Raw genomic sequence first — 13,557 nt, 5'->3', positions numbered from 1 at the left:
GGTGGGGTAATACCAAATACTCGGAATAATTATGCATAGCGCAATAACGCTTTCACAATACGTTAAAAGACGCACTGGGGTGCCGCTAGGTTCAAAGCATTCAATGAGAAATATGCTTTACCGTGCGTTGGGCGCAAAGTCTTTCCCGCTGTTTTGGCACTATTGGAACCCTATTTGGAGCTATTATTTATCCCGAAATGTAATGAGGCCACTCAATCAAATATTGCCTAACACACTTGCTGTGTTGGTTACATTTCTTGTCAGTGGCGCTTTACATGATGTTGCGGTGTCTCTTGTTAAGCTGAAAGCGATTGTCTTTTTTACACCTTGGTTTGGTTTGATGGGGTTGGTTGTAATTGCCTTTTCTAAATTAGGTATTGCATACGGACGCGCTGCTTGGTCTATAAGGGCAACACTCAACATGCTAATCATTGTTGTAAGCTTATGCACAACGTACTTAATAGAAGGTATGTATGCTTAAGCTTGTGTTAGAGCTAGGCAATAAGGATAACATTGCGAATGGATAGCATTCTTCTACCTGTTTATGCGCACCTTACGTGGTGCACCTTGCTTTATGGGTGTCTTACCATTGCAAGAGCGCCAGCCATTTGGGGTTTAGGTTCAAGGCCAGATGGTTCAAGTCCATTTGCACACATTCAGCCTAAAATCAGTGCCAATCTTTCTAATCAATTTGAATGGCCCGTTTTCTTTCATATTTTGTGTGTCATTCTGTACTGTTCGAATACGCCGATAAGCGCGATTTTACTTAGTCTCGCTTGGTTATTTGTGTTTGGCCGTGTCGTTCACAGCATAGTGCAAATATGTGGAACCAGTATTCGATTACGTGGCATAGCATTTATGATCAATTTTGTTGCGGTACTGGCAATGTGGACAGTGTCTTTCCCTGTCTTATTTTGAGTTATTTGGCAAAAAGCAAGCTATGATAATACAAAGTATCGCGTACCGTTTGTCGCTATAACGTCTTAGGAGTATAAAAATGGAATTTGTTAAAAACAGCGCAGTTGTCAAATATGCAAGTAGCTTGTTGATGGGCGTTTTATTTGCTTTTTTAGCGGTAAATATTATTGGTTTTGGCGCGGCAATTGCCATTCCCAAAGCGCTGTTAACACCGCTGGTTTCTTTATCTAGTACCTTGGGGTTAACACTTGTTAATACCATCACTATCGGAATACCCCTTGCGATAGCGTATGCATTAATCAGCGTATTAGCAAAACAATTTGAAGCTAGCGTAAACCACCTAGTGCTGGTATCTCCTTTTGTATTTTTGATGCTGTCATTCCTGCCAAATGTACTTTTGCGTTCACATGATGTGACGTATAGCCTTTCTTTGTTTATGGCTAACATCGCGCCCACACTATTACTTGCTGTATATCTCGCAAAAAAACAGCGAAACCTATAGTACATGTAACACATTTTAAGATTGATGTTTTCACTGTGCAGCAGTAGATTTTTGCGGTATGTTTTTACTGCGCTTTGCGCTGCGACATTAGCTATGTTACCAATAATATAAACATTTACAGGGAGTAACCTTTGAAACTATTTACTGTTTTTATCGCACTCTTTTTCTCGGTTTCAGCACTTGCAGAAGGCTTTAAGACTGAAGAAGAAGCACGCCAATTTTCTGATAGATTACTTGATCACTTTGTGGCCGGAGAGTTTGAAGAAGGCTTAAATGCAGCCAAACCTTATTGGCCGCTTCCGCCCGTTGAAGTTGACGGTATGGCAAATCAAATCACACAACAATGGCCAATGATTGCTCAGCGTTTTGGTAAACCCTTGTCTAAAGAGTTTATAAAAAAGGAGCGTATTGGTGATTCGTTTATCCGATTCTATTACCTTCACAAGTTTGAAAAGCATGCTATTTACTGGCAGGTCGATTTTTATAAGCCTGTAGATATCTGGAAAATAAACTCTATGATTTTCTTAGATTCGTTAGATTTTCTATACGAAGAAGATAATTAACCAATAAAACAACACTGTCGTGTAAATGTCGGGCTACTTTCGTGCCCGACTTTATACGAATTCCCCTACTCTCCTAAGTAAGCACACAGGAGGTACGTAATGATTCTCAAACAACTAAGAATTAGCCAACGCTTGTCGCAAGAACAACTTGCACAAATGTCTGGTCTGAATGTCAGAACCATTCAACGTATTGAAAGTGGCGCGAATGCCAGTATTGAGTCTCAGAAATGCCTTGCTGCAGCACTTAATGTGGATATTGATACCCTTAATCAGGAGAGTTTAAAAATGGATAAACGTTCAGATAACTGGAAAGCGTTACCACTTTTCTTAAAAATATGGTTTGCAATTAACTTCTTAAAGTTAAACCCTGCTAGAGCTACCGCAGTGCGTATCGAGGTGACTTGCCACATCTTTGGATTTTGCTTTTGCTGTTTCGGCTTTATTAACGAACCATCGTTAGCTGGAGGGCTTTTGATGTTAGCAACAGCTTACCTATTTACCTTACTTAAATGGCAAGGTGACAAATACCAAATCTGGCATACCACCTTGCAGCAATAAGTTTGAAAAACGAAACCACTTTGCTAAAGTGAATGCTGTGCAGTCTTACCCTTACTACACAACAGTTGAGTGTACGGTATGCGCAGCACGGTTTTTCAAGTTTAGATAATACGCATAAATTCAAGGAGCGAATAATGAAGTATGCCTTTTTAGCATCAGTCTTTACCCTATTGTCATTCAATGTGCACGCCGTAGATGTTTTTGGTGCAGTTGAAATTACACACTTATCGCCTGAGAAAGCAGAGCGTATATGGGAAAGAGAAAAGCAGGTGATGCCGCGCTCCCCTAAAGCCATGGCAATGAAAAGTGTTCGTGGATGTAGCGTCTTTAAGTTTGATGTAACAGAAGAAGGTAAAGTAAAAAACCTTGAGCTGGTATCTTCTTTGCCTGAAGCGAAGCACTTCAAACCGGTAAAAAAACTTATCAAGGGATGGGACTGGAAGGTAATTGAAGGTAAAGCTAAGGCGAATGAGCAAAAGCTAGTTAGACTCGATTTTTGTATGAACCGCGAGTCATCTGAAAGTGTTGAAGCACAATGCAAAGCCCAAACACAGCTTGCCTGCGAATAATATAATGTGGCAGCACGCTGTCACTACATGAGAGAACACTATGAGTTCCTTTTCAAAACATATTGCCTTTTCGGTATTACGTGAAGTTGCGGTAGCTAAACAGTTAGAACAGCGCAAACAATATCACGCCGCGTTTATCCACTTGGAAAATGCGCATGTTTTAGGACAGTCATCAACCCGCTGGCACGTTTACACCCATGCCTTAATGTTGAAGTGGGGTATTAAGCAACACAACATGTCAGAGGTATTTGGTCAAGTTGTTCGCATATTAGGCGCAGCAAGCAAAACCGCTTTTGGTTTAGTACCTGCGGGGAACACTGGCGGAAGCAATATTAGCCCGTTTAAGCGCTTACCTATTGCGCCAGCGCTGCAACGAAAAATTACGCGGGCGCAGCAACACAGTGACTAAGCTATTCATAAAAATTGATGACCTTTCTGGCGGTGAAGTTATCGCGTTACTTGAAGAACATTTAGCGGATATGTTTGCTACTTCACCACCAGAAAGCGTTCATGCGCTAGATGTACAGGCACTAAAAGCTGATAACATTACGTTTTTCAGTGGGTGGATAGGTAAAGATTTAGCAGGCTGCGTTGCCATTAAAGCCCTCAATTCTACCGACTGCGAGCTTAAGTCTATGCGAACCTCAAGGGCCTTTAGAGGGCAAGGCGTTGCGTCGCAACTATTACTTTTTGCCTTAGAACATGCGAAAATAGCGGGGTTTAGCTCGGTTAGTTTAGAAACAGGCACTCAGGATTATTTTTCTGCCGCCCGTCAACTATACAGAAAATTTCAGTTTGAAGACTGTGGGCCTTTTAGCCATTACACACTAGATCCAAACAGTCACTTTATGACCCGGGCCCTTTAGAAAATTGGCACTTAGTTGCCACCATCGAGAAATTTATTATGTCGTTACCTCCTTGCCCTCATTGTCAGTCTGAATACGTTTATGAAGATCAAGCTCTGCTTATTTGTCCAGAGTGCGGTCACGAGTGGAATCCAAATGACGTAGAAGAGGAAGTCTCGGCTAACGACGCTAATGGCACGCCGTTGGTTGCTGGCGACAAAATCACGTTGGCTAAAGATCTCAAAGTTAAAGGTAGCTCTCTTATTTTGAAAATTGGGACTAAAGCCGTTATTCGTCACGTAAAAGAAGGTAAAGACCACCAGCTAGATTGCAAAGTGGACGGCGCTGGCGAAATGATGCTAACGGCTCAATTTGTTAAGAAAGCCTAAAAATTAGCAACCTCATTAATGATGGTGTCGGCCAACAAACTGATGGCTTTTGAAGTTACTTTTTGAGGGTTAACCAAACACACCCCCATATGACCGAGTTCTGGCAAGTCAGCTGAACTCGGTAAAATATGTAAACCGGGTGGTACTGAACTTTTTGCCAACACCGTAATACCCAGCCCTTCATTGATTGCCGTTTGGATACCATTTAGATCGGCAATGGTATACACCACCTGCCATGGTTTTTTCGCGGCGCTAAGTAAGTTAATTGCGCGTTTACGATAGGTACATGGATTAGGTGCTGCAATGAGCGGTAACTTATGTGGAATGCTATTTACGAATCGCTGACTGCCCACCCACACCAATTGGTCGGTTGTAATGTAACCATCTTGTTGAGGATCTGGGGTTTCTTGCAATGATAAAATCAAGTCAAACTGGCTTTTTAGTGGCTCGCTAAGTAAGTCTTTACTTAACGCGCAGTGTACTTCTAGCGAGATTTCAGGATAGGTTTGTGTAAATCGACGAATGATCTTTGGCATCAAAATTGTCGAAAACTCGCTTGGGATCCCCAGTCGAATATTGCCAGTCACTTGCGGCTTGCCAAACTCTGCCATGGCTTGATCGTTAAGCGCTACCATTTTCTCGCCATAGGCAAGAAGCTTGCTGCCTGCCACTGTCAGCGACAATTTGTTCTTATCGCGGGAAAACAATTTTTCTCCCACCATTTCTTCTAATTTTTTGATTTGTAAACTGATAGCAGGCTGCGTGCGCTGAAGCTGTTCAGCACATTGTGTGTAGCTACCCGTTTGGGCAATGATCACAAAAGAGCGTAAAAAATCGATGGACAAATTTTTCATAGTCGGCACAAGTTCATCAGGCACACATTTAATAAAGTTATGATGCCATATTTTTTATTAATTTTATTTATTCTTTTTCGACTTCTACTATCGATTTACACAACAAGTAAGGCGTACCGACCAGTGTTTCTCTAAAACAAAGGTCACAGCGCTGTAAAAATCGGGAGCAAGAATGAACAACCTTAACCACAACTTGAGCGACATCGACCCAGATATTGCCGAATTTATTGCACAAGAAGATACTCGCCAAGAACATCATATCGAGCTTATCGCATCGGAGAACTATACCAGTCGTGCGGTAATGCAAGCACAAGGAAGCCAACTCACCAATAAATATGCTGAAGGTTACCCTGCCAAGCGTTATTACGGCGGCTGTGAAGCAGTCGATAAGGTAGAGCAACTTGCCATTGATAGAGCAAAAGCGTTGTTTGAGGCTGATTATGTGAACGTACAACCCCATTCAGGTTCGCAAGCTAACACTGCCGTTTACATGGCACTGCTAAACCCAGGTGATACCATTCTTGGATTGAGCCTTGATCATGGCGGACATTTAACCCACGGTGCCAAGCCTAACTTTTCAGGCAAGCTGTATAACGCCATTCAATATGGGCTTAATACTGAGACAGGCGAAATAGACTACGAGCAAGTACAAGCCTTAGCGCACGAGCATCAACCCAAAATGATAGTGGCAGGCTTCTCTGCATATTCACGTATAGTTGATTGGCAGCGTTTCAGAGATATTGCCGACAGTGTGGGGGCTTACCTGTTGGTTGATATGGCGCACGTAGCGGGCTTGGTTGCTGCTGGCGTGTACCCGTCACCGATTAATGCGGCGCATGTTGTGACCACCACAACGCATAAAACACTTCGAGGCCCTCGCGGTGGTCTCATTATGTGTAAAGCGAACCCAGAACTAGAGAAGAAATTTAATTCATTAATCTTCCCTGGAATACAAGGCGGACCGCTGATGCATGTTATTGCGGCAAAAGCTGTGGCACTTAAAGAAGCGATGTCGGCAGAATTCAGAATTTACCAAAAACAAGTGGTAACCAATGCACAAGCAATGGCAAAAGTCTTTATGGAAAGAGGCTTCGAGGTTGTATCAAATGGTACTGACAACCATATGTTTTTACTTAGCCTAATTAACAAAGGGCTTACCGGTAAAGAGGCCGATGCCATACTCAATGGTGTTAATATCACCGTAAATAAGAACACGGTACCAAACGACCCACAATCGCCGTTTGTGACCAGCGGCATTCGCATTGGTACTCCGGCGGTAACATCGCGCAATTTTTCAGAAGATGACTGCACGCAGCTGGCAAACTGGATTTGTGATGTACTTGAATCGCCCAACGATCCATCGGTAGTAGCACGCGTTAAAGACAGCGTAGCGAGTATTACGGCAGCTCGCCCGGTTTACGCGTCAATCAGCTAAACCATTTCCAGCCAATAAAGACCAGCAGAAAGCCAAATAGGTAGATAAGCCCCACATAGCTAAGGGCTTGGACAAACCTACTTGGCGCTGCGTCTTGATGAAGTGCAGTTTGCTGCACCAATTTATGATTGAGCCATGCAAACACAGGCGTGGTAACAAACGCTAGTGTCATGGCAAACCCCAACATGGCAAGTAACGCTGATTTAAAGAACATTACAATGACAAAACTGACTAATGCCATAACAAGCAGTACTGGCGTGACTAATGCGTTGCGCGCCTTTTTGTCGTTGTTGCGTAACAAGGTGATAGCCTCTGCCACCACGCGTGCGTAACCGTCATACACGGTAAGCGCCGAGCCGAAAATACATAGAAAAGCAACGAGTGCAATTAGCCAGTGCGCCCATTGCCCTATGGTCGATGAATACATGCTGATAAGCTGATGCGAGAACCCGATGCCGCCTGTACTTAGTGGTGTATCGCTACCGTATAAAATTAGCGCGCCTAAGCCTAAGAACAACAGCGCAAGCAGTGCTGTAACGCCATAACCTAAATTAAAATCAAACAGCGCTGATTTGGGCGTAACTGCCGTGTTAGTGCATTGGCGCTTTAACCAAAGCGATGTAATTGATGAAATTTCAATAGGCGCTGGCATCCAGCCCATAGTCACAACCAAAAAACCCAAGCTCGCTATAGTGTAAGGTGAAGGCGGGTTTGCTGGCACTTTGGTGCCGTCATAATTAACTAAGGCCACAATGAATACGGCAACCGTTGCTAAGACAAGTACACCCATAATCGCTTTAGCAATATTGTCGAGCCCTTCGAAGTGCCCAGCCAATAAAATAGCTAAAATAAGCCCAAGCACTAGTGATGACGATAGCGTGATGGCCATGTCGAAAGGAATAAAGTATGACAATAAGCTGGCTGCAAATAGCAGTAACGCAGCTGAGTTCACGACAGACGCCAGACTATTTAGCCCTAACGCTAAGCCCAGATAGCGCTTACCCATTTTAAGGTAACCTTGCTGCAGGGTTTGCTTTGTACTAATGGTGTAGCTTACGCCCGCTCTAAAAAAGGGGTATTTAAGTACGTTTACCAAGAGGATCAGTAAAGCCAGTTGCCAGCCAAACTTTGCGCCAGCTTGGGTAGATGCCACTAAGTGACTGCCGCCTACCGCGGCTGTTGCCATCAGCACACCAGGGCCCAATAACTTTAACCATGCGATACATCGCGCATACAATGACAACTGAACCCCAGACTCCACTCTAACCTCTTGATGACAATGAAAAAGCCGAATGCCACCTTATCAGGTTAAACGCGAGCAGAAAAGCCGCTATATCTGTGGTGTAGTAGACAATGTCTAAAAGGTGTATAGCGCCCCAGTAAACATAAATGCACTGTTGTCACTGTAGTCTCCTCGTTTAAAGCCATCACCTTTGAAAAGGTAGGCCCCGCCAAGTGACAACCGCAATGAAGGTAAAACCTGATAGCGCCATCGCGCTTCTACCTGATGGCCAATAAAACTATCTACGTTTTGCGGTGCTTTGTTATACCAATACGCTTTGTAGCCCAGCAAAAGGTTATGCTGAGAGCCAAAGGTAGACACACTTCGAAGCCCAACTGTTTTTAGGTTCCTGCGTGGCATCCCTTGATACACATCAGTGGGGCCGAAATCAAAACGCCTGACACCATATAAACTATCGAAGTTTGAAATAGTATCGTCAGTAGTATCGTTATCGCCGCTAATGTAATCAAACTCAGCGCGTAAAAATGTGCTGTCAGTAATTTTCTTTCCCAAATAGCCAAATACCAAGTACGCAGACACATCTTTTTGCGTTATATCATCTGGCGCGGCAGTTTCATGAGCATGCCCTACCTGACCTATCAGTTCGCCGTTCGCTTTCCAGCCGTCTGCGAAAGCAGCGGTATAATCAACCGACAAGGTATATAAATCGCGGTTTCGAGTAGCCAGCGTGTCGCTATCATCTTCTTTAAACCAATAGCTCTGTAGCTTTAGATTTTTGTCCGCAGATGTTGCGTATACGCCAAATAACTTTCGCTCACTAAAGCTTTTGTCAAACGCTCGCTCGTTGCCATCAATACTTTCGCTATCACCCGGTAATCGTGTTACGGGTAACAAGTACACACCATTGACATTCCAATCGAAAAGCTTGCCCTCGACAACTACACCATCGTAGCTGTTAGTCGCATTGCGGTAGATAGTTTTTGCCAATAATCGTCGGCTGCCATAATCAAGCTCCATACGCCCAGCTTTTATTGCAAATATGGCAAAAACCTGACCAACGTCATCACTATTGGCTGGCGACACAAACGGTTTGTATGTGGCAAACATCTGAACTGGCTCTAACGTGTTTACCTGATTAGACGATAAAGTAGGGTCATTCTCATCAAGAAACGCACGCGAATCTCTTACCTCAAGTGTGGCGCTGATATTTTTGTAAGACACCTGTGTTGCTAAGACAAGTCGCGTTGATAAACGCTGATTACTTTGCGAACGTTGCTCTCGTTGGGCCGGAAAAATAGGGTTATTCAGTGACTCGTAACGCACTCGAAAAGAGCCCGAGACATCAACGTTAACCTCGTCACTTTTCGCGTGTGCATGCAAAGGTAAAAGAAGAGTAAGAAGACAAAGCGGAATAAAACCAAAAGTGCGGTGCATTAAATGCCAACTAATTTATACATAATAACAACAGTATATCGTTAATTGATGAATAAACACCGCGCTTTTTTACTCATTTTTACCCACGCTAACGTCGGTCATAGTTCACTTTTTTCTCAGGGTGCTGATAGTACCCTTCCTTCAACAAACGCTTAAAGCGAGTTAACTTTCCATCAAGTGTTAGCTCTTCAAGCCCTTTGTTGAATAACGACAAGATAAGCTGACTGTCGGTATCGCCTTTGGGGACTAATAGGTGGGTGGTTACGGTAGAAATAAATGGCTTAACAAGTGACACTTGTCTGCGCTCGGCGCTGGTAAATTCGCGCTCCAACAAATACCACCCCGTCAATTCATCAATAGGGAACACATCAATTTCACCGGCTATTAGCGCCTCGAGACTCTCTTTATCGCTCTTAAACTTAACAATGTTGTTGTTATTTTTGATAAAAGCCGATAGTTCGTCGTTGTATAAGTAGCCTTCGGTTATGCCCATTTTAAGCGACGCTAAATCGTCTAATGTCTGCCAGGTTTTTAAACCACTGTTAGTGTGAGTATAAAATACCAAGCTCTCAGCACTGATTGGCGCTGAGTGGTGAAATTCCTTTTCGCGTGATCGTACAAAGTTACCATACGACAATGCGTCGTAGTCGCCACGCAGTGTTGCCTCTAACGCGTCATCCCATGGTAATGACACAAACTCTACTACCACGCCAGTTTCCAAAAAAGCGTCAGCAATAATATGATTGATATAACCGTCGTGCTGCATATCGGTTGACGTGTAGGGAGCGTATTCTGCAGTGGCTATTTTAAGCTTCTTCCATGCATGTGCAGCACTTTGCATAGGCACAAATGCAAGAAACAAGGTCGCAAGTAAAAGTGTTCTTATGATCATGTTGAAATGCCCCTAAAAGTAAATACCAAGGTTAATGTTTAACCGATGGGTTGTTTTTTCTCTACCATCTAAGTCGAGTCCTACTCCAGGGCCACCTGAAAACCACATATTCTTACCTTGAATGCTGTCGACATACACAAACAATTTGCTCCAACCAAAGCTACATCCATTAATCCACTGCGATGAACGCTTGCCTGAGGCATCCTGCCCTTTAGCTGCGCTAAATTCTGAATAACAAGTGACAGACTCTATATGATCAAATTGGTAAGGCACCGAATAAACAAAGTTTGCTGAATACGTTTCACCATCGGCGGCTGCCAAGAAAGGAAAAGTGAACGCTGATAGCGCTATACGATCGTCAGCCTGCCCTTCTGGCACAGCTAAGTCGTATTCGTAATCAATATATTGCAACTCTACTTTTACATTTCCCTGAGTATGACGAAGGTGGACCGCGTAAGCGTTCATGTCTCCATCATCAAGGGTATCTAAGTTAAGAATATTACCGTATTGATAAGACACTCCGATATCGGTTGTCGCACCCCGAATAAAGCTGGCTGAATAATTTGCGCGTAAGTTGTATTGACCATCTTCTTGGTTTCGATACTCACCGTCATCGGCAACATCAAATGAATATCGTGAAAACTTCGCTGCGTCGTTGTATTCGTCGTTCATGAAATACGCCGCTTGAAAGTCCCAGTCGCCGCGTTGATGATTTATCTTTATACCCGCGTCGTAGTCATCTTCAAAACCTAGGTAGTAATTGACCGAAAACCAGAAGTTATTACTCGCAAAGGGCTGTAGACCAAACGGTGTTTGTGTAATGCCTGCAGTAATGTCCGTGCGCTCGTCGTAATGGTAGGTCAAATCAGCAAAACGTACGGTATTAAAGTCGACATTCTCATACCAGCGGTATTCAGCTTTGTAGCTAAATTTATCGGTATCGCCCGACACACCCAGCTTAAATGACTCAAATTCAAATCCATCTCTAAATTCTGGTAGCTGCCAGTCTTGATGACCGTAGTTAACCCTTGCGTGTCCGGTAAGGTTAAAAGGCAACTCATCTGCCCACGCAGTACTTACCGCGCAGAATGAGAACAAGGCCAAAGCAAATGCGGGGAGTAGCTTTCTCATAACGCTTCCTGTGTTTATTTGAGTGGGAACCCTTTTGTAAAAGCGCACTCTATATCTATCATGGGACGACATCGTTTAAGATGTATGAGCAGTGGTGCAGCTTGTAAAAATTCCCGCTAACGTAGTAGGTTGTACCACACTAGGATTATTCCTTCGGTACTTTGGTTACTGAGCAAACCTTACAAAAAGATCATTTGAAAAATGGAAAAAAGCGAAACTATTGCCTGCCACTTATACGACTATATTGAAATAGCCTGTATGTACCAGCTGCACGTTGCTGCCACGTTGAAAGACGGAAATACCGTGACAGGAAAAGCACTTAATACTGCTATAAAGCAGATACAGGGCGTTGCCCAAGAGTGTTTAATGATAGACACGGCTGACGATAAAGGCATTCAATACATTGTCATTTCTAAACTGACAACCCTTAGTGCAATCACAGAAAATCCACACTTCGACGTAGTACACTTTTAATCGCAGCAACGCTGCGCTAAAGTGCTTACGCTATTTCGCTTCGCTTTATTTTTGAGTATAACTATGACACAACACGTTGCTGCTATTACTTTTTTTGTTGATGATTACGACAGTGCCATTGCGTACTTTACTGATGTAATGCAGTGCACACTGACGGAAGATAAAGTAACCGGTGAAGATAGTCGATTTGTATTGGTTACGCCGCCACAAAGCAGTACCAGTTTACTCCTGGCAAAAGCGAATTCTGAAAAAGAACGCGCTCTCATTGGTTGCCAGGCTGCAGATAAGGTATTTCTTATTTTAAACACCGACGATTTTTGGCGTGATCATAAGCACCTTGAACAAAACGGTGTAACATTTTTGGAAACCCCTAGAGAAGAGGTCTATGGCACCGTCGCCATCTTTAAAGACCGCTATGGCAACAAATGGGATCTCATTCAAAGTGCGTAAGGGATAGGGTTATCCGTTGTAGAGGAGACATCTAGTGCATGCTATGAAGCGCTCAATCATTGCTGATATTGTGGCTGTTGCCGCTATTGCTCTGCTAATTACTACCACGTTTTACTGGATTGAAGCGCGTAAAGAGGTTATCTACTTATGTGATAACTTTACGCCTGGCGTGTCTAAAAAAAGTGTTTTACGCCAGCTAGATACGGCCAATCTTCTCATTTGGGACACCACCTTTATAGCAAATGGTAGCAAGATTGAAGCGTATAGCCCCCTTCATTTAGGGTATATGCAGTGCAGTGTTCAGTTTAATAAACAAGACATAGTGGTATTCTCGATAGTCGAGTAAAGAGCTGTAACGAACCCTTTTGGTGCAACGTTTACATCACTGCAACACCTCATTCACTGGTGTGCTAAAAGTCGTAAAGGCAAACTTACCATCTGCTTGTCATCGCCCTTAGTTAACTTTCCCCATTGCTGTAACCCTTTGTGCTGTAAACGTATAATTACGCTGTGTCTTCTTAACGCAAACTTTTTCCTATGCAAAAAATCAAACATAGTGTCATCGAGGATGTTTTCGCCCTGGTAAGCGCAGGCTTGTTTGTTGCGTTTGGCGTGTTTCTTTTTCAATCTCAAGATTTAATGGTAGGCGGTGCCGCGGGACTTGCGCTATTGGGTACCTATGCCGTAGATATGAATTTCGGATTACTGTTCTTCTTAATTAATCTGCCGTTTTATACCCTAGCGTGGACACAAATTAGTAAACGGTTTACGTTAAACACGTTTATTTCCGTTACCACGGTATCGGTGCTGACTGAACAAATCCCAGCGTTTGTGGACATCAGCCATGTGAACCCATTTTTTGCGGCTGTGTTCGGTGGCATTTTAATTGGGGTCGGTATGCTTATTATGTTTCGTCATAGCTCAAGCTTGGGTGGCGTTGGCATTATGGCGTTCTATTTACAACAACGCTTTAATATTCGCGCAGGTACATTTCAACTTACCGTAGACACCAGTATTTTGCTTTGTGCCCTGTTCTTCATTCAGTGGCATTTGGTGCTTATCTCAATTTTGGCGGCGTTCTGTTTGAACATGGTTATTTCACTTAACCACCGTCCTGAGCGCTACTTTCCCAATCAGGTAGAAAAGCAGCAGGCACAAACAGTGTCACCACAGCATGATAATTTAGAGACCGACATGCACCCTCAAAACGGGTAATGGCGTAACGTCATGTAACTAGCAATGTTGACTAGATGAATAAAAATAAAAAGCCCGATGACACCTAGGTGCATCGGGCTTTTTT

The 13,557-nt window shown here is 43.4% G+C and carries 19 protein-coding genes; 14 read left to right on the top strand and 5 right to left on the bottom strand.

Annotated features, from left to right (window positions below; genetic code table 11):
- Positions 1 to 31 precede the first annotated feature (31 nt).
- From JN178_RS02360 to JN178_RS02320, 9 genes are all read left to right on the top strand, one after another.
- Positions 32 to 481, top strand: a complete 450-nt coding sequence (locus JN178_RS02360) for an acyltransferase (protein WP_202263387.1) — start codon at positions 32 to 34, stop codon at positions 479 to 481.
- Positions 482 to 519: 38 nt separating this feature from the next.
- On the top strand, positions 520 to 918 hold the full coding sequence (locus tag JN178_RS02355; protein ID WP_202263386.1) for an MAPEG family protein: 399 nt from the start codon (positions 520 to 522) through the stop codon (positions 916 to 918).
- Positions 919 to 997: 79 nt separating this feature from the next.
- Complete coding sequence (locus JN178_RS02350; protein ID WP_202263385.1) at positions 998 to 1,420, top strand: hypothetical protein; 423 nt, start codon at positions 998 to 1,000, stop codon at positions 1,418 to 1,420.
- 131 nt (positions 1,421 to 1,551) lie between these two features.
- The gene (locus tag JN178_RS02345) at positions 1,552 to 1,983 is read left to right on the top strand and encodes a hypothetical protein (protein WP_202263384.1); all 432 of its coding nucleotides are present in this window, start codon (positions 1,552 to 1,554) and stop codon (positions 1,981 to 1,983) included.
- Positions 1,984 to 2,082: 99 nt separating this feature from the next.
- Positions 2,083 to 2,541, top strand: coding sequence for a helix-turn-helix domain-containing protein (locus JN178_RS02340; protein ID WP_202263383.1), 459 nt, complete (start codon positions 2,083 to 2,085; stop codon positions 2,539 to 2,541).
- A 134-nt stretch (positions 2,542 to 2,675) separates the two neighbouring features.
- Positions 2,676 to 3,110 (top strand): energy transducer TonB, encoded by a 435-nt coding sequence (locus JN178_RS02335; protein ID WP_202263382.1) that lies wholly within the window; start codon positions 2,676 to 2,678, stop codon positions 3,108 to 3,110.
- 40 nt (positions 3,111 to 3,150) lie between these two features.
- Positions 3,151 to 3,519: a DUF3703 domain-containing protein gene (locus JN178_RS02330; RefSeq protein WP_202263381.1), complete on the top strand. Its 369-nt coding sequence runs from the start codon at positions 3,151 to 3,153 to the stop codon at positions 3,517 to 3,519.
- Positions 3,512 to 3,976, top strand: coding sequence for a GNAT family N-acetyltransferase (locus tag JN178_RS02325; RefSeq protein ID WP_232369668.1), 465 nt, complete (start codon positions 3,512 to 3,514; stop codon positions 3,974 to 3,976). The genes JN178_RS02330 and JN178_RS02325 overlap by 8 nt, the downstream gene beginning before the upstream one ends.
- A gap of 38 nt (positions 3,977 to 4,014) precedes the next feature.
- The gene (locus JN178_RS02320; protein WP_159627253.1) at positions 4,015 to 4,344 is read left to right on the top strand and encodes a zinc ribbon domain-containing protein YjdM; all 330 of its coding nucleotides are present in this window, start codon (positions 4,015 to 4,017) and stop codon (positions 4,342 to 4,344) included.
- Here JN178_RS02320 and JN178_RS02315 read toward each other — a convergent pair.
- Positions 4,341 to 5,198, bottom strand: coding sequence for a LysR family transcriptional regulator (locus tag JN178_RS02315; protein WP_159627254.1), 858 nt, complete (start codon positions 5,196 to 5,198; stop codon positions 4,341 to 4,343). The genes JN178_RS02320 and JN178_RS02315 overlap by 4 nt on opposite strands.
- Positions 5,199 to 5,370: 172 nt before the next feature.
- Between JN178_RS02315 and glyA the strand changes: the two genes are divergently transcribed.
- The gene (gene glyA, locus JN178_RS02310) at positions 5,371 to 6,633 is read left to right on the top strand and encodes a serine hydroxymethyltransferase (RefSeq protein WP_202263380.1); all 1,263 of its coding nucleotides are present in this window, start codon (positions 5,371 to 5,373) and stop codon (positions 6,631 to 6,633) included.
- Here the strand turns inward: glyA and JN178_RS02305 are convergent.
- The 4 genes from JN178_RS02305 to JN178_RS02290 form a co-directional block, all read right to left on the bottom strand.
- A complete protein-coding gene (locus JN178_RS02305; protein WP_232369753.1) occupies positions 6,626 to 7,819 on the bottom strand; it encodes an NRAMP family divalent metal transporter in 1,194 nt (397 codons plus the stop codon). The genes glyA and JN178_RS02305 overlap by 8 nt on opposite strands.
- A gap of 171 nt (positions 7,820 to 7,990) precedes the next feature.
- A complete protein-coding gene (locus JN178_RS02300; RefSeq protein ID WP_202263378.1) occupies positions 7,991 to 9,310 on the bottom strand; it encodes an alginate export family protein in 1,320 nt (439 codons plus the stop codon).
- A gap of 88 nt (positions 9,311 to 9,398) precedes the next feature.
- Positions 9,399 to 10,196 (bottom strand): substrate-binding periplasmic protein, encoded by a 798-nt coding sequence (locus JN178_RS02295; protein ID WP_202265856.1) that lies wholly within the window; start codon positions 10,194 to 10,196, stop codon positions 9,399 to 9,401.
- Positions 10,197 to 10,214: 18 nt separating this feature from the next.
- A complete protein-coding gene (locus JN178_RS02290) occupies positions 10,215 to 11,333 on the bottom strand; it encodes a hypothetical protein (protein ID WP_202263377.1) in 1,119 nt (372 codons plus the stop codon).
- A gap of 201 nt (positions 11,334 to 11,534) precedes the next feature.
- On the opposite strand from JN178_RS02290, the gene JN178_RS02285 reads away from it, so the two are divergent.
- The 4 genes from JN178_RS02285 (at position 11,535) to JN178_RS02270 (ending at position 13,472) form a co-directional block, all read left to right on the top strand.
- Positions 11,535 to 11,807 carry a Rho-binding antiterminator gene (locus JN178_RS02285; protein WP_202263376.1) on the top strand — a complete coding sequence of 91 codons (273 nt, stop codon included), beginning with the start codon at positions 11,535 to 11,537 and terminating at the stop codon, positions 11,805 to 11,807.
- A gap of 63 nt (positions 11,808 to 11,870) precedes the next feature.
- Complete coding sequence (locus tag JN178_RS02280) at positions 11,871 to 12,257, top strand: VOC family protein (protein WP_202263375.1); 387 nt, start codon at positions 11,871 to 11,873, stop codon at positions 12,255 to 12,257.
- Positions 12,258 to 12,291: 34 nt separating this feature from the next.
- Positions 12,292 to 12,603: a hypothetical protein gene (locus JN178_RS02275; protein ID WP_159627260.1), complete on the top strand. Its 312-nt coding sequence runs from the start codon at positions 12,292 to 12,294 to the stop codon at positions 12,601 to 12,603.
- Between the two features lie 191 nt (positions 12,604 to 12,794).
- Positions 12,795 to 13,472, top strand: a complete 678-nt coding sequence (locus JN178_RS02270; protein WP_202263374.1) for a YitT family protein — start codon at positions 12,795 to 12,797, stop codon at positions 13,470 to 13,472.
- Positions 13,473 to 13,557 lie beyond the last annotated feature (85 nt).

The organism is Alteromonas sp. KC3 (genome assembly GCF_016756315.1).
Lineage (GTDB): Bacteria > Pseudomonadota > Gammaproteobacteria > Enterobacterales > Alteromonadaceae > Alteromonas.
This window is presented reverse-complemented; position numbering and strand designations above follow the sequence as displayed.